The sequence below is a fragment of the Streptomyces erythrochromogenes genome (assembly GCF_036170895.1).
In the GTDB taxonomy this organism is placed as follows: domain Bacteria; phylum Actinomycetota; class Actinomycetes; order Streptomycetales; family Streptomycetaceae; genus Streptomyces; species Streptomyces erythrochromogenes.
The window spans coordinates 7,071,685-7,089,994 of record NZ_CP108036.1 but is presented as its reverse complement, the minus strand read 5'-3'; the positions used below and the strand labels follow the sequence as shown (position 1 = coordinate 7,089,994).

The 18,310-nt window shown below is 69.6% G+C and carries 18 protein-coding genes; 12 read left to right on the top strand and 6 right to left on the bottom strand.

The window, feature by feature from the left end:
• The first annotated feature begins 723 nt into the window (after positions 1–723).
• From OHA91_RS32455 to OHA91_RS32430, 6 genes are all read left to right on the top strand, one after another.
• Complete coding sequence (locus OHA91_RS32455; protein WP_031156575.1) at positions 724–2,034, top strand: radical SAM/SPASM domain-containing protein; 1,311 nt, start codon at positions 724–726, stop codon at positions 2,032–2,034.
• Between the two features lie 89 nt (positions 2,035–2,123).
• The gene (locus OHA91_RS32450; RefSeq protein ID WP_266503546.1) at positions 2,124–2,294 is read left to right on the top strand and encodes a hypothetical protein; all 171 of its coding nucleotides are present in this window, start codon (positions 2,124–2,126) and stop codon (positions 2,292–2,294) included.
• A 30-nt stretch (positions 2,295–2,324) separates the two neighbouring features.
• On the top strand, positions 2,325–3,890 hold the full coding sequence (locus OHA91_RS32445; RefSeq protein WP_328740528.1) for a coproporphyrinogen-III oxidase family protein: 1,566 nt from the start codon (positions 2,325–2,327) through the stop codon (positions 3,888–3,890).
• A 4-nt stretch (positions 3,891–3,894) separates the two neighbouring features.
• Positions 3,895–4,593, top strand: coding sequence for a lipase family protein (locus tag OHA91_RS32440; protein WP_158714883.1), 699 nt, complete (start codon positions 3,895–3,897; stop codon positions 4,591–4,593).
• A gap of 80 nt (positions 4,594–4,673) precedes the next feature.
• On the top strand, positions 4,674–5,456 hold the full coding sequence (locus OHA91_RS32435) for a class I SAM-dependent methyltransferase (RefSeq protein ID WP_078959560.1): 783 nt from the start codon (positions 4,674–4,676) through the stop codon (positions 5,454–5,456).
• A gap of 1 nt (position 5,457) precedes the next feature.
• Positions 5,458–6,318, top strand: a complete 861-nt coding sequence (locus OHA91_RS32430) for an SAM-dependent methyltransferase (protein WP_328740527.1) — start codon at positions 5,458–5,460, stop codon at positions 6,316–6,318.
• Between the two features lie 601 nt (positions 6,319–6,919).
• Here the strand turns inward: OHA91_RS32430 and OHA91_RS32425 are convergent.
• Complete coding sequence (locus OHA91_RS32425) at positions 6,920–8,059, bottom strand: helix-turn-helix domain-containing protein (RefSeq protein ID WP_266503541.1); 1,140 nt, start codon at positions 8,057–8,059, stop codon at positions 6,920–6,922.
• 87 nt (positions 8,060–8,146) lie between these two features.
• Here OHA91_RS32425 and OHA91_RS32420 point away from each other — a divergent pair, with 87 nt between their 5' ends.
• The 5 genes from OHA91_RS32420 (at position 8,147) to OHA91_RS32400 (ending at position 13,637) form a co-directional block, all read left to right on the top strand.
• The gene (locus tag OHA91_RS32420; RefSeq protein ID WP_328740526.1) at positions 8,147–9,202 is read left to right on the top strand and encodes a ferredoxin reductase; all 1,056 of its coding nucleotides are present in this window, start codon (positions 8,147–8,149) and stop codon (positions 9,200–9,202) included.
• A 7-nt stretch (positions 9,203–9,209) separates the two neighbouring features.
• Positions 9,210–10,328 carry a fatty acid desaturase family protein gene (locus OHA91_RS32415; protein ID WP_328740525.1) on the top strand — a complete coding sequence of 373 codons (1,119 nt, stop codon included), beginning with the start codon at positions 9,210–9,212 and terminating at the stop codon, positions 10,326–10,328.
• A 446-nt stretch (positions 10,329–10,774) separates the two neighbouring features.
• Positions 10,775–11,152, top strand: a complete 378-nt coding sequence (locus tag OHA91_RS32410) for an FKBP-type peptidyl-prolyl cis-trans isomerase (protein WP_031156558.1) — start codon at positions 10,775–10,777, stop codon at positions 11,150–11,152.
• A 167-nt stretch (positions 11,153–11,319) separates the two neighbouring features.
• Positions 11,320–13,128, top strand: coding sequence for a serine/threonine-protein kinase (locus tag OHA91_RS32405; protein WP_381702122.1), 1,809 nt, complete (start codon positions 11,320–11,322; stop codon positions 13,126–13,128).
• Between the two features lie 137 nt (positions 13,129–13,265).
• A complete protein-coding gene (locus OHA91_RS32400) occupies positions 13,266–13,637 on the top strand; it encodes a hypothetical protein (protein WP_031156554.1) in 372 nt (123 codons plus the stop codon).
• Positions 13,638–13,709: 72 nt separating this feature from the next.
• Here OHA91_RS32400 and OHA91_RS32395 read toward each other — a convergent pair whose 3' ends face one another.
• The 3 genes from OHA91_RS32395 to OHA91_RS32385 are packed head-to-tail and all read right to left on the bottom strand — an operon-like array spanning position 13,710 to position 14,420.
• Positions 13,710–13,922 carry a YciI family protein gene (locus tag OHA91_RS32395; protein WP_051893669.1) on the bottom strand — a complete coding sequence of 71 codons (213 nt, stop codon included), beginning with the start codon at positions 13,920–13,922 and terminating at the stop codon, positions 13,710–13,712.
• A gap of 25 nt (positions 13,923–13,947) precedes the next feature.
• Entirely contained in the window at positions 13,948–14,229 is a 282-nt protein-coding gene (locus tag OHA91_RS32390; RefSeq protein WP_031156550.1) for a hypothetical protein, read from the bottom strand.
• Positions 14,226–14,420 (bottom strand): hypothetical protein, encoded by a 195-nt coding sequence (locus OHA91_RS32385; protein ID WP_031156548.1) that lies wholly within the window; start codon positions 14,418–14,420, stop codon positions 14,226–14,228. Before OHA91_RS32385 ends, OHA91_RS32390 begins: the two co-directional genes overlap by 4 nt.
• 98 nt (positions 14,421–14,518) lie before the next feature.
• On the opposite strand from OHA91_RS32385, the gene OHA91_RS32380 reads away from it, so the two are divergent.
• On the top strand, positions 14,519–15,154 hold the full coding sequence (locus tag OHA91_RS32380; protein WP_031156547.1) for a TetR family transcriptional regulator: 636 nt from the start codon (positions 14,519–14,521) through the stop codon (positions 15,152–15,154).
• Between the two features lie 9 nt (positions 15,155–15,163).
• Here OHA91_RS32380 and OHA91_RS32375 read toward each other — a convergent pair whose 3' ends face one another.
• Together OHA91_RS32375 and OHA91_RS32370 are read right to left on the bottom strand one after the other, a co-directional pair.
• Complete coding sequence (locus tag OHA91_RS32375) at positions 15,164–15,904, bottom strand: class I SAM-dependent DNA methyltransferase (RefSeq protein ID WP_031156545.1); 741 nt, start codon at positions 15,902–15,904, stop codon at positions 15,164–15,166.
• Positions 15,905–16,147: 243 nt separating this feature from the next.
• Positions 16,148–18,250 (bottom strand): trypsin-like serine peptidase, encoded by a 2,103-nt coding sequence (locus OHA91_RS32370; protein ID WP_031156543.1) that lies wholly within the window; start codon positions 18,248–18,250, stop codon positions 16,148–16,150.
• Positions 18,251–18,310: the final 60 nt, after the last annotated feature.

Sequence of the window (18,310 nt, the reverse complement as noted above, 5' to 3'; positions counted from 1 at the left end):
ACGGCACCTTCTCCGCGCTGCCCACGCCCTCACCGCAAGGGACGACTAGAGCAAAGATCCGGTCCAGGGTGGGCTGCGCGTCGACACCGAGCGCCCTGACGGTCAGTAGGTACGGGGTGGCACCTTGGCTCGCATCGTGCAAGCGCGCGCCGGAGATCTGGACCGTTTCCGACCACGAGGCCAACCGAGTGCCACTAATGCAGACAAGCCACCTGGGTCAAGTTGGGGACGCAGGCCGGATCAGCTGCCTCGCTGCACCGGTCCTAGTCCGCCGACGTAGCCCGTCGATCAACTGCCGAAACGTCCACATCGGCGGCCGCCCCGGCTTCCTGCCCAGCAGCAGCAACGGCTCCAGCCGAGCCGACTGACCATTCCTCAGATCTCCGCGCTCCACGGCGCTTGATCACCCCGGCGAGGCGCCCGCCACGGCCCGCCCCGGGTCTTTCGTCGACACCGGTCGCCCGATCGGTCGCCGACCGGACCAGTGAGGCGAACAGGCCGTCCCGGCCCCCGCCGGGCCGGTGACCGACTCCGGAACACCGTCCGACCTGCACGGATGCGCCGCGTATCCGCCGAGGCTTACATGACGCGCGCGGAGGGCTGTCGAGTGACTGTCGATGCAACAACAACCTACCTTGTGCGTGCTGCGGAAGCAGGGGCGCATGGGCCTCTTGCCAACGACCATGAGGCCGTTCCATGCCCATTCAGAAGAGGCAGAGTTCCATGCTGAAGATCCCCTTCCAGATAAATGGCGGCGGCATTGTTGCGCTCCTACCGAACGGCCACGTCGAGTTCCTCTCCAAATCCGCAGAGAAGACAATTCTCCTACACAACTCGGGAACGCCCACGTCAGTCGACGAGTTGATGGCATATGCGATTTCGGACCCGCTGGTGGAACTGGAGCGGTTCCACCTGTCTGCGCCGGCGATCGCCTTCGTCGAGACGACAAACCTCTGCAATCTTCGCTGCCGCCACTGCTACGCCGACTCCGCACTCAAGCGACCCAACGAGATCTCCACCAAGGCCCTCAAGGACCTACTGGACGACTTCGCCGAAATGGGCGTACTCCAGGTGTTTCTGACTGGCGGTGAAATCTTTTCGCATCGGGATGCGGTGGAAATCATCCAGCACGCGCGCACCAAACCCTTCAGCACTCAGGTCTTCACCAACGGCCTGCTGATCACCGAAGAGAAGCTGGCGAAGATCCCGCCCGGCCAGTCGTTCTTCATCAGCTTCGACACCGCAGATCCCGAACGCACCGTCCGTGGCCGGATGGACTTCCCCAAGCTACGCAACGCCTTCGAGATGATGCGGAAACACGGGCACGTCTTCCGTACCGCGATCTCCGTCCACCGCAACAACATCCACGACGCCGAGGAAATCTTCGACTGGTGCGCCGACCACGGCTACCCACGCCCTCAGTGGGTGGAGACGCATCCAGTCGGCCGCGCACTGCTCCACCCCGACATCCTGCTCCGCCCAGAGGACGTGGACGAGGTCTTCGAGGTCTTCAAGCGGTGCATGGACCGCTATTCCTCGGACCCGAGCGCCGTGCCTCCCGCAGCGGGTACGCAGGACGGCGAGGCCCCGCGCCGCGCCGCGGACGAGATCCGCGGCGTCGACACCATCCAGTTCTGCCAGCGACTGGAGCATGCCGTCGGCCAGGAGAAATGCGGCCGCTCCGTCGTCTACGTCAACAGCCGCGGCGACGTCTACCCGTGCAGCAACTGCATGTCGGGCCAGCTCTACCGGGCCGGGAACATCACCGAGCGACCCTTCGCGGCCATTTGGGAGAACGGCTTCGACGAATTCCGCGACATCCGATTCGACCAACACACCGTCTGCGGCGCATGTCCGGTGGCACAGGAAGGCAACTGGTGCCAGTTCCGCTGCCCGCCGCTGGCCCGCAATCTGACCGGTGACCCCAAGGGCTGCGGCGCCACCGAGTACCTACAGGAGTTCATGCTCCGGTCCGGCCGGTACTGGCGCCGACGCCGCGAGCAGAACATCCGGCTCACTCTGTCCCCGCGCTGAAGCGCCCTTTCCGACTCCCGCTTGCCGTCAATGTGAGCGGGTGACTCTATCCGGCGGATCCACGTCCGCCCTTCCCGAGGGAGAAAGCCATGGCCGACGAGCAGAAGAAGAAGATCATCAAAATCCACCTCGAGCCCTCACAGGACGGCGTGACCCTGTGCGCCGTCGGCGCAGCCTCGGCCACCGCGCCGGACGACTGCAGCCGAGTGCTGGAGCAAACCACCATCAAAGAGCCCACCGTCATCGAGATCCAGGTCTGATCCACAAGCCTGTCAGCAGTTTCCGAGTCGGTGAACCGCTTTCCCGGCCGGCCCGCCCGCCGGACGGGCCGGGAAAGCCCCGCCGACGGACACGACCGGCAAGGAGACGAGGTCGCGATGAGCACTGTGACGGCTGCTGGTTCAGAGGAAACCAACGAACTCCGTCCTGGATTGGGGCTTGAGCAGCTGCTCCTGGAGAATCCCGCCCTGCGGATCGACCAGGACGAATACAACATCAATGTGACTGCCAACTACGGTGAGCAGCTGTCGAGTGCTCAGGTGGCACAAGCGATCCAGGGACACCCTGGGGCCGGCCTGCCTGCCCACCTGTACTTCCACGTGCCGCTCTGCGCCTACATCTGCCACTTCTGCAATTACGTGAAGCGGAAGATTCCGCAAGGCGCCGCAAGGGAATCGACGCTCCAGTCCTGGACCGACATGTTGCTGGAGGAGTCCTCCCGCAGGCTGGTGCACGCCCCGTGGATCGCCGAGGCCAAGATTGAGTCGGTCTACCTGGGTGGTGGCACCGCCTCGCTGCTCGGCACGGGGCACCTGAGCCGCCTGCTCGACCACGTGCGCGGACATTACAGCCTGTCCGAGGGATGCGAGATCACCCTCGAAGGCAACCCCGACAACTTCCAGCGGAACGAGCTCGCTGAGGCCTGTGCGATCGGTTTCAACCGGTTCAGCGTGGGGGTGCAGTCCCTGCAGAGCGAGGTCAACAGCTTTGCCGGGCGCGGGCACGACGCGGCAATGTCCCTGCACGCCATCGACCGGCTGCGGGCCACCACCAAGCCGTTCAACGTCGACATGATGTTCGGCCTGCCGTACCAGACCGTCGAGACCGTCGCGGACGACGTACGCCGCCTCATCGAGCTCGAGGTGCCCACCATCACCATCTACCGGCTGCGCAACGCCGACCGGGCGAAGATGAACATCGGCAACCGGGCTCTGTGGAACATCGACGACGTGAAGGCCCGCCTGCACGGGCAGGGACTCTTCCCCGGACTCGTCGAGACCTACCGCATGCGCGAAGCCATCGTGGAGCTCCTGCTCGACGGCGACTACCACCCCAGCCCGTGCGGCTGGTGGAACCGCCCGGGGACGTACCCGGGCGGGAACATCCCCCAGGTCTCGCGGAACAAGTGGCAACGCCACGACACCATGATCGCCTATGGTCCGGGCGCGTACGGCTGGCTCACCGGCGAGGGCGACAGCGTGGTGCAGACGCACAACATCGCCGACATCCCCGAGTACACCCGTCCCCTCAGGGAAGGGACGGGGCTTCCCCTCGCCTCGGGGCGGCGGCTGACGGGCTACCAGGCGATCGGCATGGTGCTCGGCTTCGCCTTCAAGGCGAACCAGCCCATCGACGCCGCGCGGTTCCGGCGGCGGTTCGGCGTCGAGCTCTTCTCCGACGATCCGTTCGCCGGGGCCTTCGCCGAGCTCACCGAGCGGGGGCTGGTGAAGCAGGTAGCCGGGTCCGCGGAGAGCGTCATGCCCACCCTGGACGGAGAGGCTCTGCATGAGGAGATCATCAGCGTCTATTTCCACCAGCGGATCGGTGGCTTCAGCGAAGCGGTGTGCCGTCGGTGATCCGGTGACAGTGCGGCGAGGGGGCGGGAGCAGCTCGTCCTACCGGCTGCGGCGCTCCTCCCCCACCGGCCCTGCCAACGCCACCGTGGTGCTCTCAGGGCCCGGCACCGTGTCCGCGTACGACGGCGTGGGCCGCGACGACCTGTTGCTCGCCAGCCTGACGCGCCACTTGGTCTCCGGTGGTGCCCAGGTACTCCAGTGCGACATGCCTGCCCGACACACGGGCGTCCCTTCGGAGGAGGTGGACGAGGTCGCCCGTGCGGAGCGGCTGGAGCACCTGCTCCGCGCGTACGCGCATCCGGCCTCGGGCCCGGTCAGTCTGCTGGGGTTCTCACTGGGCGGGCACGCCGTGCTGCGGCTGCTCGGCAGCACCCGGTCCCGGCTGGTGGACAGGGCGGTGCTGGTGGGCACCGTGGTGGGCCAGAAGACGTTCGTCAATGCGCCGATCACCTCGCTCGACTTCGTCTACGGCAGCTGCGACCTGATCGGCTACCAGGCTGTGGACGCCCCCGCCGATGAGCTCCCGCCCCTCACCTATGGCCCCGACGTGTACGGCAAGTGGTGCGCGAGTCGCCTGAGCTGCCGCACCGAGCCGACGGTCCGCATCCACGTGCTTAACGGCCTCGGCCACACCCTCCACCCCTGTGTCGCAGAGCCGGTCATGGACCCGGTCCCTTTCCTCGCCGCCCTCACCAGTGCATAGCTGGTCCCCGTCCGAAACCACACCCCCCTCGCGCCCAGCCGTTCAGGCGACTGAGGAAAGATCCCCCGAAAGGCGTTCGCATGCTCTCCAGCCAGCGATTCGACAAGATCGCCAGCAACTTCGCCACCAGCGAGGTACACCGCTCCAGCCCGACGATCGACGCGCTCCACGAAACGCTGGGCCCGCAGACCGGCCGAGCCCTGTGCGACGTTGCCTGCGGGGCGGGCCATCTCGCGCTCTCCTTCGCCGCTCAGGGCCCGGCCCGGCTGGTCGGCGTCGATCCCGCACCCAGCATGCTGGAGGAGTTCCGTGCACTGGCCGACGACCGCGGAGCGAAGGTCGAGGCAGTGGAGGCCTTCGCCGGAGAACTCCCTTTCCCTGACGGGTCATTCGATCTCGTCATGTCCCGGCTCGCACCCCACCACTTCCCCGACCTGGCAGCGGCGGTGGCCGACATGGCGCGTCTGCTCCGCCCCGGCGGCCAGCTCGCCGTCATCGACCTAGAGGGCCACGAGGACCAGGAGATCGACGCGCTCAACCACGAGCTGGAGATGCTCCACGACCCGACGCACCAGCGCAGCTACACCCTCGACGAGTGGATCCAATGCCTCAATGACGCCGGGCTGAACGTCCCTGTCGCCCGCGGCTCGCAGGCGGAGAGCCCAACCGGGGTTCCGGTGAAGCGGTGGTGCGAGATCGCCTCGTCCGGCACCGAGGCCGAGCAGGCCATCCGCCAGCGGCTCACCGAGGCGCCTCCTGGACACCTGGACGCCCTTGGCATCCGCCGCACCGGCCGAGAATTCCTCATCCCCGTGCGAACCTGCATGGTGATCGGTGTCAAGCCGCTGGCGGAGACCCGCTGACATGCCGATGATCACGCTCTACACGCCGGCGCCGAGCCCCGGTGTCGCGGCGTTGCAGGAAGTGTCCGACGCCGTAACCGGACTGCTGAACCTACCCTCCGGGCACTGCTGGATGCTCTGGCAGCAGCTGGAGCCCGGCAGTTTCCACCGGCCCGAGTGGGAGAAGGACACCGACGCCCCGGCCCCCGTCGGGTTCGTGGTTTGTAAGCAGAGTTACACCCGAGACCAGGTCGGCGCGTTGCTGAAGCTTCTCCAAGCGCGCCTCGGCGACTTGCTCGGCGTGGCCCGGGAGGAGATCTACCTGACGGTGCAGCGGGCCACCGCTGGCGAGTTGCTGGTGCGGGGCGAAGTCTGGCAGGGAGACGAAATAGTCGGGGAGGAGACGGGGCGGAAGATCAAGGCAGTGACGGACGTCGTCCCGGTCGGGTTCGTGCACAACGATCGTCTCGATCTCACCGACGACAACTGGGGTCCGGTGACCTCGGTGATCCACCTGGACAGCAACCAGTTCACCTCGGACGCTCTGCTCCGCCTAGACAGCTTCTCCCACGTCGAGGTCGTCTACCACCTCCACCGCGTTCCGGTGTCGAAGATCCAGCGTGGTGCCCGGCACCCGCGCAGCAACGTTGACTGGCCGCTGGTCGGCATCTTCGCCCAGCGCGGCAAGAACCGCCCGAACCGGATCGGGGTCTCCCGCTGCCGGTTGCTGCGGGTGGACGGTCTGGACATCCATGTGGAGGGCCTCGACGCGGTGGACGGCACGCCGGTGCTGGACATCAAGCCCTACATGACCCAGTTCGCGCCTCGCGGAAAGGTCGTCCAGCCGACCTGGGTGGACGAACTGATGCGCAACTACTACTGAACTGCCCACGGGAAAGGCCGACGCGACATGTCGGGTGGCGGGTCGAAACACTCCGACTCGGTATTGGTCATGTTCGTTGGCCCACTCGCCCTCTGTCGCCGGATGCCAGACGCCAGGAGGAGGCGGGTAGACCGGGCCCGATGGCCTTCCACCAGGGCAGCAGCCGGCGATCGACACGGGGCCAACATCTACACCACCGACCCGGATGACACCGAGGGCCACTGCCCGCAGAGACAGAATCCGAGGGCCGTGTCGGCGGTCCACTCTCTTCGGGCACCCGCGCAATTCGCCGGCTGAGTGGGAGAGCGGGCTCCCGAGGACCAAGATCCGGACCATTCCCGAACTGCATCTCTGGTCAGAAGCCTCAGGACCATCGCTTCATCTGGTCAACCATGATGCGCGTCCTGCACGACCAGCAGACGAAGAACCTCCTGGTCTCCTACTCCCCCAAGAGGCTCGGCTTCTTTTAGAGCCTGAAAGACGGCGCCTGACCTGGGCTTTCGCCCCTCAGGCGCCGTCGGCTCGACCCGCTCGACACGGGTGTCAACCCTTTCTGTTCCTCCCGGTTCGTCCAGCCCCTCTCCCGCGGTCGAGGTACACGTCAGCTGACCCGAAGACCGACCGCCATCGTCAGCTCGAGGACCCGGTGTGGCGATGCGAGATCCGGAAAGAGCTCCCGCAGCTGCGACATCCGGTACCGGACGGTCTGGGGATGGACGAACAACGCCGCCGCCACCTCGTCCCGCCTGCCCTGGTGCAGCAGCCACTCCCGCAACGTCTCCTCCAGCCGCCGTGCGGTCGCGACAGGCAGGGTCCGCAACGGTGCGAGGGCTCGGGCACGCAGGTCCGCGAGCACGTCCACGTCGGCGCTCAGCACCAGCTCGGGCAGGTGGTCCTCGGTGTCGCGGATATCGGAGGAGAGGGAGCGCGCGCGTGCGGCTCGTGCGTACGAGGCGGACGCTCGAGTCCATGGCCGGGCCGGGCCGACCACGGCGGTGCGGTCGGTCAGCTGCCGCAAGAGATGTGACCGGTCGGCATCGGGGACGAGCAGCACACCGGTGGCGTCCGGCAGATCGTCGAGAACGAGGGTGCTCGGGTCGAGCGCGCGGTAGGCAGGCCGGGCCTGGGCGGCGGGCAGAAGGACCGCGGTCAGCGAAACCGGAGGCTGCCACCCGGCCCGTTGAGCAGAGGCCAGCAGCACGTCCGGGCTCGCGTCGGCAAGGAGGTCGCGGGCCAGGTGTTCCAGGTGGCGCTCGTGGTCCCGGCCCCGGGCGGCCAGTTCGTCGGCGTGGCCCGCGGCGCTCGCGGCGGAGAGCTCGTCGATGTAGGCAAAGGTCAGCTCGGCGAACTTGGCGACCTCGGCGGCGGGCAGACCTGCGGGTACCGCCCCCGCTGCCAGGCATCGCCAGGCCACGCGGGCGCCGACGCGGTAGGCGCTGAGCAGGGCGTCCATCGAACGCCCGTCGCGCACCTCGCCGCGGCCCAGCTCGTAAGCCGCGTCACCGCCATCGCCGCCCGTGGCGTTCCCGCTCGCGAGGTCCAGGTAGTGCCCGAGGGCGGTGCGGACGGCGCGGCGGATGGTGGCGCCCATGCGGCCCGAAAGGGCGTTGGCGTAGGGAGGGACCTCGTCGATGATCGCCTGGACGACCTCGCCGGCGGTGGTCTTCAGTGCGGCCCGAAGTACGGTGACCGTCGTCTCATCCAGGGCCAGCTCGCTGGCCCTCCGGGTTACATGGCTCACGTTTTTGTTCCCTGCGAACAATTCTGCCGATCAGATTCACGTCCTACGGTCAGGACCTTACGCCGTGAGGCGCAGCAAGCTGGAGCCATGACGAGTGCAGCCCTCCGCAGTAGGGCGTGGAAACTGCTGGAGATGGTCACGACGCCGCTGCTGCCGTCGGACTACCTCGACCTGGTCAGCCCGCTGCGGGCGGGCGCCGACCTGCGGGGGCGCATCGAGGCCGTGCACCCCGAGACGGCTGACGCCGCGACCATCGTGATCAGGCCGGGAAGGGGCTGGCGCGGCCACACGGCCGGTCAGTACGTGCGGATCGGGGCCGACGTCGACGGGCGGCGCCTGTGGCGCGCCTACTCCATCACCTCGCCGACGAACCGCCAGGACGGCCGCGTCACGATCACCGTGAAGGCGATCCCGGACGGCAAGGTCAGCAACCACCTGGTCCGCAGGGCGAAGCCCGGCACGCTGGTCCAGCTCGACCAGCCGACCGGTGACTTCGTACTGCCGGAGGCCAAGCCCGCCAAGGTGCTCTACCTGACGGCCGGCAGCGGCATCACGCCCGTGATGGGCATGCTGCGCGACATCGACTTCGACGACGTCGTCATGGTCCACAGCGCGCCACAGCCGCAAGACGTGATCTTCCGTAACGAACTGCACGACCTGGTCGCGGCCAAGAAGCTGCGGCTCACCGAGGTGCACACCGACACGGACGGCGTGCTCGACATCGCCCGACTCGACGAACTGGTACCCGACTGGGCCGAGCGCGAGACCTGGGCCTGCGGGCCCGCGGGCCTGCTCGACGCCGCCGAGGAGTTCTGGAGCGAACGCGGCGTCAGAGAGCGCCTGCACACCGAACGCTTCCGCCCCGGCATCGTCGCCGCCGGCGACGGCGGCGAGGTCACGTTCAGCGCCACCGGCAAGACCGTCGAGGCGGACGGCGCAACGCCGTTGCTGGACATCGGCGAGGAGGCCGGCGTGCTCATGCCGTCCGGGTGCCGCATGGGCATCTGCTTCGGATGCGTCACGCCGCTCAAGGCGGGCGCCGTCCGCGACCTGCGCACCGGCGAGATCACCGAGGCCGAGCCGGGCGTCCTCATCCAGACCTGCGTGTCCGCCGCGGCGGGCCCCTGCGACATCGAACGGTAGGAGCACCTTGACCGCCATCGACCCCACCGCCCACCTGACCGCGGAGCAGATCGAAGAGCTTGGCCGCGAGCTGGACGCGATCCGCGACGAGGTGATCGCCAGCCGTGGCGAGAAGGACGCCGCCTACATCCGTACGGTCATCTCGGCGCAGCGCAAGCTCGAGCTGGTCAGCAGGGGCGTGCTGCTGTTCTCGTTCTTCCCGCCCGCGTGGCTGCTCGGCACCGCCGGGCTGTCCGTGGCGAAGATCATGGACAACATGGAGATCGGCCACAACATCCTGCACGGCCAGTGGGACTGGATGCGAGACCCGAAGATCCACTCCACCACCTGGGAATGGGATCACGTCTCGCCGGCCGACCAGTGGAAACACTCGCACAACGAGCTGCACCACACGTACACCAACGTGATCGGCAAGGACAACGACCTCGGCTACGGCATCATGCGCGTCGACGAGGACCAGAAGTGGCACCCGTTCCACCTCGGTCAGCCGCTGTGGAACTTCCTCAACGCCTGCTTCTTCGAGTACGGCATCGCAGCGTACGACCTGGAGCTCGGCAAGAACCTGCACAAGCGCCGCCGCAACACCCCGGAGTTCCGCGCGCGGGCCAAGGCCGTGGGCCGCAAGATCCGCAAACAGGTGCTCAAGGACTACGTGATCCACCCGCTGCTGTCGGGCCCGTCCTTCCTCACCACGCTCGCCGCCACGTTCACCGCGAACCTGGTCCGCAACATCTGGACCCACTCGGTCATCATGTGCGGGCACTTCCCCGAGGGCGTTCAGACCTTCGAGCGCCGGTCGATCAAGGGCGAGACCCGCGGCCAGTGGTACCTGCGCCAGATGATGGGCTCGGCGAACATCAGCGGCAGCAGGGCCATGCACTTCATGACCGGCAACCTGTCGCACCAGATCGAGCACCACCTGTTCCCGGACCTGCCGAGCAACCGGTACGCCGAGGTCGCGGTGAAGGTGCGCGCGCTGTTCGAAAAGTACGAGCTGGAGTACGTCACCGGGCCGCTGCCCAAGCAGGTGTTCTCCGCGTGGCGCAAGGTCTTCCGGCTCTCGCTGCCGAACAAGAAGCCCAAGGTCGATGCGCCGGACCGCGATCAGGAGCTCGTCGCCGCCTGATTCCCGGTATCGGTTCAGACCTTTCACCCGTACGTCGGCCGTTCTCACTCTGCACGCCGACCCGCCCACCGGACCTCGGAAGGACCTGGCTCTCCCCGCGCAACCCGCGCGAGATTCAGGCACGGGATGCGGCGGCCCGACAGGTGGGCGTGCTGGACTGCCCGATCCCGGCCGCCCGGGCCGGAACGTACCAAGATCCGGACCATTCCCGGGCCAGCCCCTGGCAGAAGGCCTCACCGACTGTCGTTTCGCCTGGTCAGAATGGGTCTAGGCGCTGTACCACCAGCAGACGAAGAACCTCCTGGTCTCCTACTCCCCCAAGAAGCTCGGCTTCTTCTGAGCGTCCTCGGAAGCGGCATCGGCTTCCTCCCCCTTCCGCTCCGTGGGGTCTGATGTACTTCAGCCGGCCGGTACGAGGGATTCCGGCGGAGAGTGGTGAGGGTGCGATGAGTGAACCGACGAAGCCCGCGGTCGAACGTCCGGCGGGTGATGCTCCCCAGGAGCTGGTCATCCGGGACCTCGTCGTCGGGGACGGACCCGAGGCGAAGCCGGGCAGGGTCGTCCGGGTCCACTACGTCGGGGTCACCTTCGAGTCCGGAGCGGAGTTCGACGCCTCCTGGGACCGCGGCGAGCCGTTCAAGTTCGCCGTGGGCGGCGGCAGGGTCATCAAGGGCTGGGACCGGGGCATCAGGGGGATGAAGGTCGGCGGCCGGCGCGAGATCGTCGTCCCTCCGCGCCTCGGCTACGGCAACCAGTCCCCCTCGCCGTTGATCCCGGCGGGTTCCACGCTCGTCTTCGTGGTGGACCTGCTCTCCGTGGTCTGAGTTCTGAGTGCCCGTGGCGGGTCGGGCCGGACGGATGCCGGCCCGGTCCGTCAACTGCCCGAGCCGGCGCGCCGGTCCGGGGCGGGGGCGGGCCGGGCATTGGGTACGCTCTCGGTGACTTCGGGGCGCCGGCAGGTGCTGAATCGCCGCAATCAGAGATGGATCCCATGGGCAGCGCTCCTTCCGCCGACTTCCTGCAGCCGCTCAAGGCGGACGACCCGGCCGTCGTGGGCGGCTACCGCCTGGCGGCCGTGCTGGGCGCGGGCGGGATGGGCAAGGTCTACCTCTCGCACACGCCGGGCGGTCGGCCCATCGCCATCAAGGTGATCCGGCCCGAGTTCAGCGAGGACCCCGAGTTCCGTCGACGCTTCCAACAGGAGGTGCGGGCCGCGGAGCGGGTCCAAGGGCTCTACACCGCCCCGGTCATCGACTCGGACACCGAGGGCCCCCAGCCCTGGCTGGCCACGGCCTACGTACCCGGCCCCTCGCTCGCCCACGCCGTCGCCCGACACGGCGCGCTGCCGGTCCGCAGCGTGCTGCTGTTGACCGTCGGGGTAGCCGAGGCGCTGCACGTCATCCACGGCGCGGGCATCGTCCACCGGGACCTGAAGCCCGCCAACGTGCTGCTCGCCTCCGACGGCCCGCGGGTCATCGACTTCGGCATCGCCCGGGCCGCCGACTCCACCGCTCTGACCAGTACCGGCGTCAGCGTCGGCACCCCGGCGTTCATGGCGCCCGAGCAGGCCTCGGCCGGCACGGTCACCCCGGCCACCGACGTCTTCGCCCTCGGGCAGATCGCGGCCTTCACCGCCATCGGTGCATCGGTCTTCGGCGACGGGCCCTCGCACGCGGTGCTCTACCGGATCGTGCACGAGGACCCCGACCTGAGCGCCCTGCCGGAGGAGTTGCGGCCTGTGGTGACCCGCTGCCTCAGTCGTGATCCGGCCGACCGCCCGACCCTGACCGAGGTCATCGAGCTGTGCAACGCGGCCTCGGAGGCTCCGCTGCGCCAGGGTGAGGACTGGTTGCCGCAGGCCGTCGCCGGTTCCCTCACCGAGCGGCTGCGGCTGCCCGCGCCGGCGCCCGTCCCGCCGGCGCAGCCGCCGACGGCCGCGCCGACTCCGGCTCCGGGTGCGGTTCCGACCGCGGTCTCGCCGCAGGCGCCCGCCGCCGCGCCCGGGTACACGCCGACCGGTGTGGCCGCCGCGCCGACGCAGACAGCTCCGGCTCCGGGGGCCGTGCCGCCGGGACACCCGACGCCGCCCCCGTACGCGCAGGCCTCGTACTCGCAGCCGCAGTACGGCCGGCCCCCGTACACGCAGCCCTCGTACGCCCCGGGCCACAGCACGCCGCCGCCGTTCCACCCCCAGGGCTTCGTCGCCGGTCCGCCCGTTCCGCCGCGCCCCAAGCGGACGGGGCTGATCGTCACCGGGGCGGTGGCGGCGGCGGTCGTCGGCCTCGTGGTCATCGGTTCCCTGCTGCCGGACGGCTCCGCCAAGGGCGGGAACGACAAGGCAGCGGGCGGCGCGAGCTCCCCCTCGGGGAGGCCCGACCCGCAGCCGGTCGCGTACCCGGGCATCGACGTGCCCCAGAACCACCAGCTGATGTTCGCCGACAACCCTCCGCGCCCGGCCGAGGAGCCGACCGGCGCCGGGGTGCTCTACGGGCACGCCGACCTGTTCTTCTACCGGGACACCCTGTTCGGGGACGAGAAGTTCGGTAGCACGAACGGCAAGCTCGTCCTGCTGAACAACTCCGAGAAGGGCTCCTTGGAGACCTGCCGGGCCGTGACCCGCTTCACCGAGAAGATCGGCCTCGACCAGCTCACGGACGGGTCGCAGGTCTGCGTGCTGAGCAAGGCCGGCCACATCGCGGTGGCGACGTTCCGCGGCAGGACGGGCGGCGCGAAGGAGACGGCCTTCATCACCGTCGACCTGACCGTCTGGCGCAATGCCGAGCCCGCGGCGAAGAACTGACGGTGGCTCGCGCACCCGACGACGTTGCCCGGTCCGTGTCCTTGCAGGGGCGGTCGAACTCGTCGACGATGCTTTCAAGCCTCGGCCTTCCGGATCCCACCGGGTCCGGACAGGGCAGGGGAGAACTGGGGGAGACAGTGACAACGAACAGCCGTCCGAAGAAGCGCCCGACGGTCGCGGCGGCGATCGTTCCGCTCTTCGTGCTCGCCGGACTGCTCCTGGGTCCCGCGGCCACCGCCTCGGCTGCCGCTCCGGGCGCCCGGCAGGCTCATGCCGCCGCGGCGCTGCCGCAGGGCGGTCCGCTCGCCGGCGCCGGCGTGGCAGCCGGTCTCCACCAGGCGCCGGCGTCGTCCCAGGTCCGGGCCACCACCGGGAACAAGAAGGGCAAGAAGAAGGGCAAGAAGAAGGGCGGCCTGTTCAAGAATCTCCTGATCGTTCTGGTCGTCGTCATCGGGCTGCTCGTCGCCCTGTACGCGGTCCGCCGGGCTCTGCGCCGCAGGTCCGCCTAGGGAACGGCACCTGAACCGGCCGGAACGAGCCGGGCCAGGTCCGGACCGGCCCGGCCGGGCCCGGCCTGCGGCTCAGGCTGTCGTCGGGTCCGCAGCGATCGGGTGCACTTCGACCGGGTCGCTGCCGGGCTTCCCGCCGGGTCCGGGGCAGGCCGACGCCCGTGCGGCGATCTCCAGGGCCCGCTCCTCGCTCTTGACGTCGACGACCCAGTACCCGGCCAGGACGTCTCCCGCCCGGGCCGGCCCGTCGGTCACCCGGGGCCGGCCGTCGCTACCGGCCCGCACCGGGACCGCCCCCGGGCCGGGAAGTTCAGGTCAGGCTCCACGACCAGGTCCCGTCGGCGGTGACGAGGCAGACGAGGAGCACCACGTCGGCCAGGCCCAGGCCGATGGCCAGGCGGGCCCGGCCGGGCCTGGTCGTGTGCCGCAGCAGTGCGAGGACGCCGAGGACGACGGCGGTCGGGCCGAGGATCAGGTTCATCACGAGCAGCCCCACCAGGCCGAGGACGAAGCCGGTGACGGCCATCGCGTCGGCGTCACGGGTGCGGGCCGGCCCTCGGGCTGCGGTACGGGCATCCACCTGCGGGCTCATCGGGCACCTCGGGGGTCGTGGTCGAGCCGTCCTCCGGACCGGCGGTGGCCGAAGAGGCGCTCGCGGGCGGCGAAGAGGGCGAGCCAGAGAGCGATGGCGAGACCGGCGACCATGCTGACGGGCGCGGGTACATGGGCCACGACGCCGAGGACGACGCCGAGCACCAGCATTGCACCTACGAGGAAGAGCATGAGACGTCCTCCATTCAGGTAACAGTTGTTCACTGACTACCCAGTCCAGTTTGCATCATGCTGGCGACGGACGACTGTGACGCGGTTGACTTCGCGTCATGAGTGCAGAGACCGGCCTTCGCGAGACCCAGCGCCGCCGCACCCGACGCGCGCTCCTCGATGCGGCCCTGTCGGAGTTGGCGGAGCGCAGCCTCGGCAGCCTCGGCCTCCGGGAAGTGACCCGGGCCGCCGGAGTCGCCCCCACCGCCTTCTACCGGCACTTCCGGGGCATGGACGAGCTGGGAACCGCGCTGGTCGAGGAGGCACTGGCCAGCCTGCACGGGACGGTGCGGGAGATCCTCACCTCGACCGGCGACGCCGACCGCCGCGGCGACGCCGCGGTGCGGCTCATCGGCGAGCTGGTGCGCGACCGGCCCGGGCACGTCCGTTTCCTGGTCCGCGAGCGCCACGGCGGGGTACGGGCGGTGCGCGAGGCCATCGCCGCGCAACTCGACGTCTTCGCCGACGAGATAGGCGTCGCACTGGGCGCCGACCGCCTGAGCGCGGGCTGGGAGGCTGACGACGTGACGATGCTGTCGCGACTGCTGGTGGATCACATGTTCATGACGGCCTCGGCGTTCCTGACCGCATCCCTGCGGGGCGACGACTGCTCGGCCGCCACCGGCACGGCCCTCGCCCAGCTGCGCCTGATCCATCTCGGGCGCGTGCACTGGGCGGATGACCGGGCGAGGTGACGGTCGGCCTCAGGTCGGCTTGCGCCACACGGAGATGTGCTGCGCGGAGTCCTGGGTGAACGGCGACCCGTCCCAGTCCGCGACACGGCGTTCCAGTTCGAGCCCGGCGATCCGTGCCATCAGGTCGAGCTCCGCCGGCCAGGCGTACCGGTGCCGGGAGCTGTCGCGGCGGTAGTGGCCGTCGTCGCCGTCGAGGGTGAAGTGGTGCGAGACGAGGATCTGTTCGACCAGGTCGAAGGTGTCGAAGCCGACGTGCTGCTCGGAGACGTCGAACGGCACCGCGACCTGGCCGGGCGGCAGGAACCGCAGCGGCGGCACTCCCAGCTCGATGACGAATCGGCCGCCGGGCTGCAGGTGACGTGCGGCGTTGCGGAAGCACTCGACCTGCTCGTCCTGCGTGAGCAGGTTCGTGATGGTGTTGTAGACGAGATAGACCAGGGTGAACCCGCCCGGGACGACGGTGGTGGCCATGTCCCCGAGGGTTACCGGGAGCGTGTCCTCGTCGATCTTGCGCCGCAGCACCGCTGCCATGTGCTCGGACAGTTCGATGCCCACCACCGGCACGCCGCGTTGCCGGAGCGGGACGCCCACGCGGCCGGTTCCGATGGCGAATTCGAGTGCCCGGCCGTCTCCGGCGAGCTCGGCGAGGAAGGCGATCGTCGGCCCGAGAACGGCAGCCGAGGACGTTTCGGCCTCCTCGGCGTCGTAGCGGTCGGCGGTCGCGCGGGTCCACAGTTCACTGCTCGTCACGGGCGGCCACTCTGCCGGGTGCCGGGGGTGCTGTCGACTCATTTGCGCCCCCTCGGCGCGGCCGGAAGGCCGTGGCGCATCCAGGTCGTGCCGGGCGCCCCGCGGCAGAACGGGGAGCGGCCGGCCCGGGCGGCGTCCCGGGGCGCACCCGTGGGTCGACCGCCTCGACGTGCCGGAGCGGTACCGGCACCCGCCGCGGGCGGGCAAGTGGTGCATGCGTCGTGCCCGCCCGGGCCGGGTGGGTCAGGTGGTGGGTCTGGCGAGGAACTTGTCGATCGCCGTGGCGACTTCGGGGTGGGCGAGGTACTCCTCGATGCTGTGGGCGCGGTCGCTCGCGTTCACCACGGCGTGCTCTTCCGTCAGCTTGCCCCAGACGGGCTCCAGCGGGCAGCCGATGGCCACCGCGTCGGTCGGGCACCAGGCGTTGACCCACTCGCGGACGACTCCGGGGCGCTCGGTGCCCGGCGGGATGAGACGGCTGGTGACCGCGTTCATCCCCAGGGGGCTGCCCGCGGTGACGAGGAGGGTGACCTTCATGCCCGGGCGGAGCCGCTTGGCGACGAGGTCCATGCCGACCACCGTGCCGAGGCTGTGGGTCACCAGGACCAGCTCGCCTTCGTGCGGGATCTCCTCGGACACACGGTCCAGGACGGCGTCGCGGACCGCCTGGTCGTTGAGGTAGGCATCCACGTCACGGAAGATGGTCGCGATGGCCAACGCGTCCACGTCCGTCTTGGCCGCCAGCCAGCCCAGGGCTCCCTGGAGGGAACCGACGATCGTGCTGCCGATGTTCTCCGCGGCCTCCTGCCCGTTCGGCGGCATGCCGGCCCGGACCGCCGCCTCCATGACGAGCTGCTCGTACGTGCCCTGCTCGGACCGGGCGGCGAAGGCCTCCAGCGCCGCCACGGCGGGGGCGTCGGCGTAGGAGGCGGGAAGCGCCTCGTGTTGCCCGATGACCTCGACGATCCGGTCACCGTAGTAGGGGAACCAGACGTCCCCCGGGTCCACGGTGCGGAGCCCGGCGCGGGTGAGTCCGTGGTTGAGTCCCCCGGTCCAGCCGCGGCGGAGCACCTCGGGGTCCTTGCCCTGCTGGCTCCGGCCGTGCAGGAACACCAGGTGGCGTGCGCCGCCGAACGCCTTCATCGGGGCCTTCAGGCCGACGCGGGTCCCGGCGGGCGCGGGGGTCGCGGCCGCCTCCTGCGGGGTCGGCGTCGGGGTCGGGGTCCGGGCCGGGGCCACGGCCGGCGCTACGGGCGCGAGCGGCGCCAGCGGCGCGACCGGGGTCTCCACCGGACCTGCGACGGCGTCCTGCCGGAGCCCCGACTCGGGACCCATCTCCGCCAGCAGCGCCCGCCGCCCGGGGTCCAGCGGCAACGCGGCGAGGTGCTTGAGGATCGAGCTGGTACGGGCGCCCTCGTTCGAGACGTAGTCGACGGTGTCGTCGCTGTCGATGCCACTGCGCCACAGCTGGCCGTCCTTGCGCAGGATGCGGCCCTGGGCGTCCGTGTTCGGGACGCCCATGTGGTGCAGCGCCACGACCTCCCACTGGTCGTTGAAGACCGGGGACCCGGAATTGCCGGGCTCGGTGTCGGTCCGGTAGTGGAGGAAGTCGTCGAGCCGCTGCACGAGGGCGTTGTCGCGGAGCGCGATCTCCTTGAGCCGGCCCATCGGGTGGCCGATGACGTTGACCGGTTCGTTCTGGACGAGTTTGCCCTGCTGGATGCTGAGCCGGTTCCATCCGAACTTCTCGCCGGCGAGACCGCCGTCGGCTGCGGGAGCGACCGCCACCAGCGCGTAGTCGAGATGCCTGTCCGCCGTGAAGAAGGTGTCCGGGTCGAGGGTGAACCGGATCGCGGCGTCGGGTGCGTTGTCGATGGTGACCTGGGCGTTGAACTCCAGGAAGCAGCGCCGTGCCGTCTCCGGGTCCGGCAGCACGTGGTGGTTGGTGAGCAGCAGCCGGGGGGAGACCAGGAAGCCGGTTCCGTGCGGCCGTTCGAGACCGCCCCGCAGGATCGAGATCCGGGCGACGGTGGCGGCCGCGCGAGCACCCCGGGGCAGGAAGCTCCACGGCTGGAGGTCCTTGGTGAGTCCGATGACCCGCTCCAGGGTCTCGGGAACGTCCAGCGCCTCCGCGTGGACGCTCTCCACCGCCGCCGTCGGCGGAATCCCGCCCCGTTCGAGCAGCCGGTTGGCCCGGGAGGCGATCCGCTCCGGGGTGTCCGGGTACCGCACCCCGGCTGCCAGCTTGGCCTCGATCTCCTTGCGCTCCGAGGACGCCGCGCGGTACCGCTGCGCCGCCGCCTTCTGCTGTTCCTGCTCTTCCGGGGATTCGTTGGAGGGGAGCATGCCACTCACCGTTCTGTCGATGTGGGTCTTCCGACGCCTTCCAGAAGGCGGACGCGCTCT

Coding starts and splice junctions, on each gene's coding strand:
- OHA91_RS32455 (WP_031156575.1), top strand. CDS start 724: ATGCTGAAGATCCCCTTCCAGATAAATGGCGGCGGCATTGTTGCGCTC.
- OHA91_RS32430 (WP_328740527.1), top strand. CDS start 5,458: ATGCCGATGATCACGCTCTACACGCCGGCGCCGAGCCCCGGTGTCGCG.
- OHA91_RS32370 (WP_031156543.1), bottom strand. CDS start 18,250: ATGCTCCCCTCCAACGAATCCCCGGAAGAGCAGGAACAGCAGAAGGCG.
- OHA91_RS32450 (WP_266503546.1), top strand. CDS start 2,124: ATGGCCGACGAGCAGAAGAAGAAGATCATCAAAATCCACCTCGAGCCC.
- OHA91_RS32410 (WP_031156558.1), top strand. CDS start 10,775: ATGAGTGAACCGACGAAGCCCGCGGTCGAACGTCCGGCGGGTGATGCT.
- OHA91_RS32390 (WP_031156550.1), bottom strand. CDS start 14,229: ATGAGCCCGCAGGTGGATGCCCGTACCGCAGCCCGAGGGCCGGCCCGC.
- OHA91_RS32405 (WP_381702122.1), top strand. CDS start 11,320: ATGGGCAGCGCTCCTTCCGCCGACTTCCTGCAGCCGCTCAAGGCGGAC.
- OHA91_RS32385 (WP_031156548.1), bottom strand. CDS start 14,420: ATGCTCTTCCTCGTAGGTGCAATGCTGGTGCTCGGCGTCGTCCTCGGC.
- OHA91_RS32380 (WP_031156547.1), top strand. CDS start 14,519: ATGAGTGCAGAGACCGGCCTTCGCGAGACCCAGCGCCGCCGCACCCGA.
- OHA91_RS32435 (WP_078959560.1), top strand. CDS start 4,674: ATGCTCTCCAGCCAGCGATTCGACAAGATCGCCAGCAACTTCGCCACC.
- OHA91_RS32420 (WP_328740526.1), top strand. CDS start 8,147: ATGACGAGTGCAGCCCTCCGCAGTAGGGCGTGGAAACTGCTGGAGATG.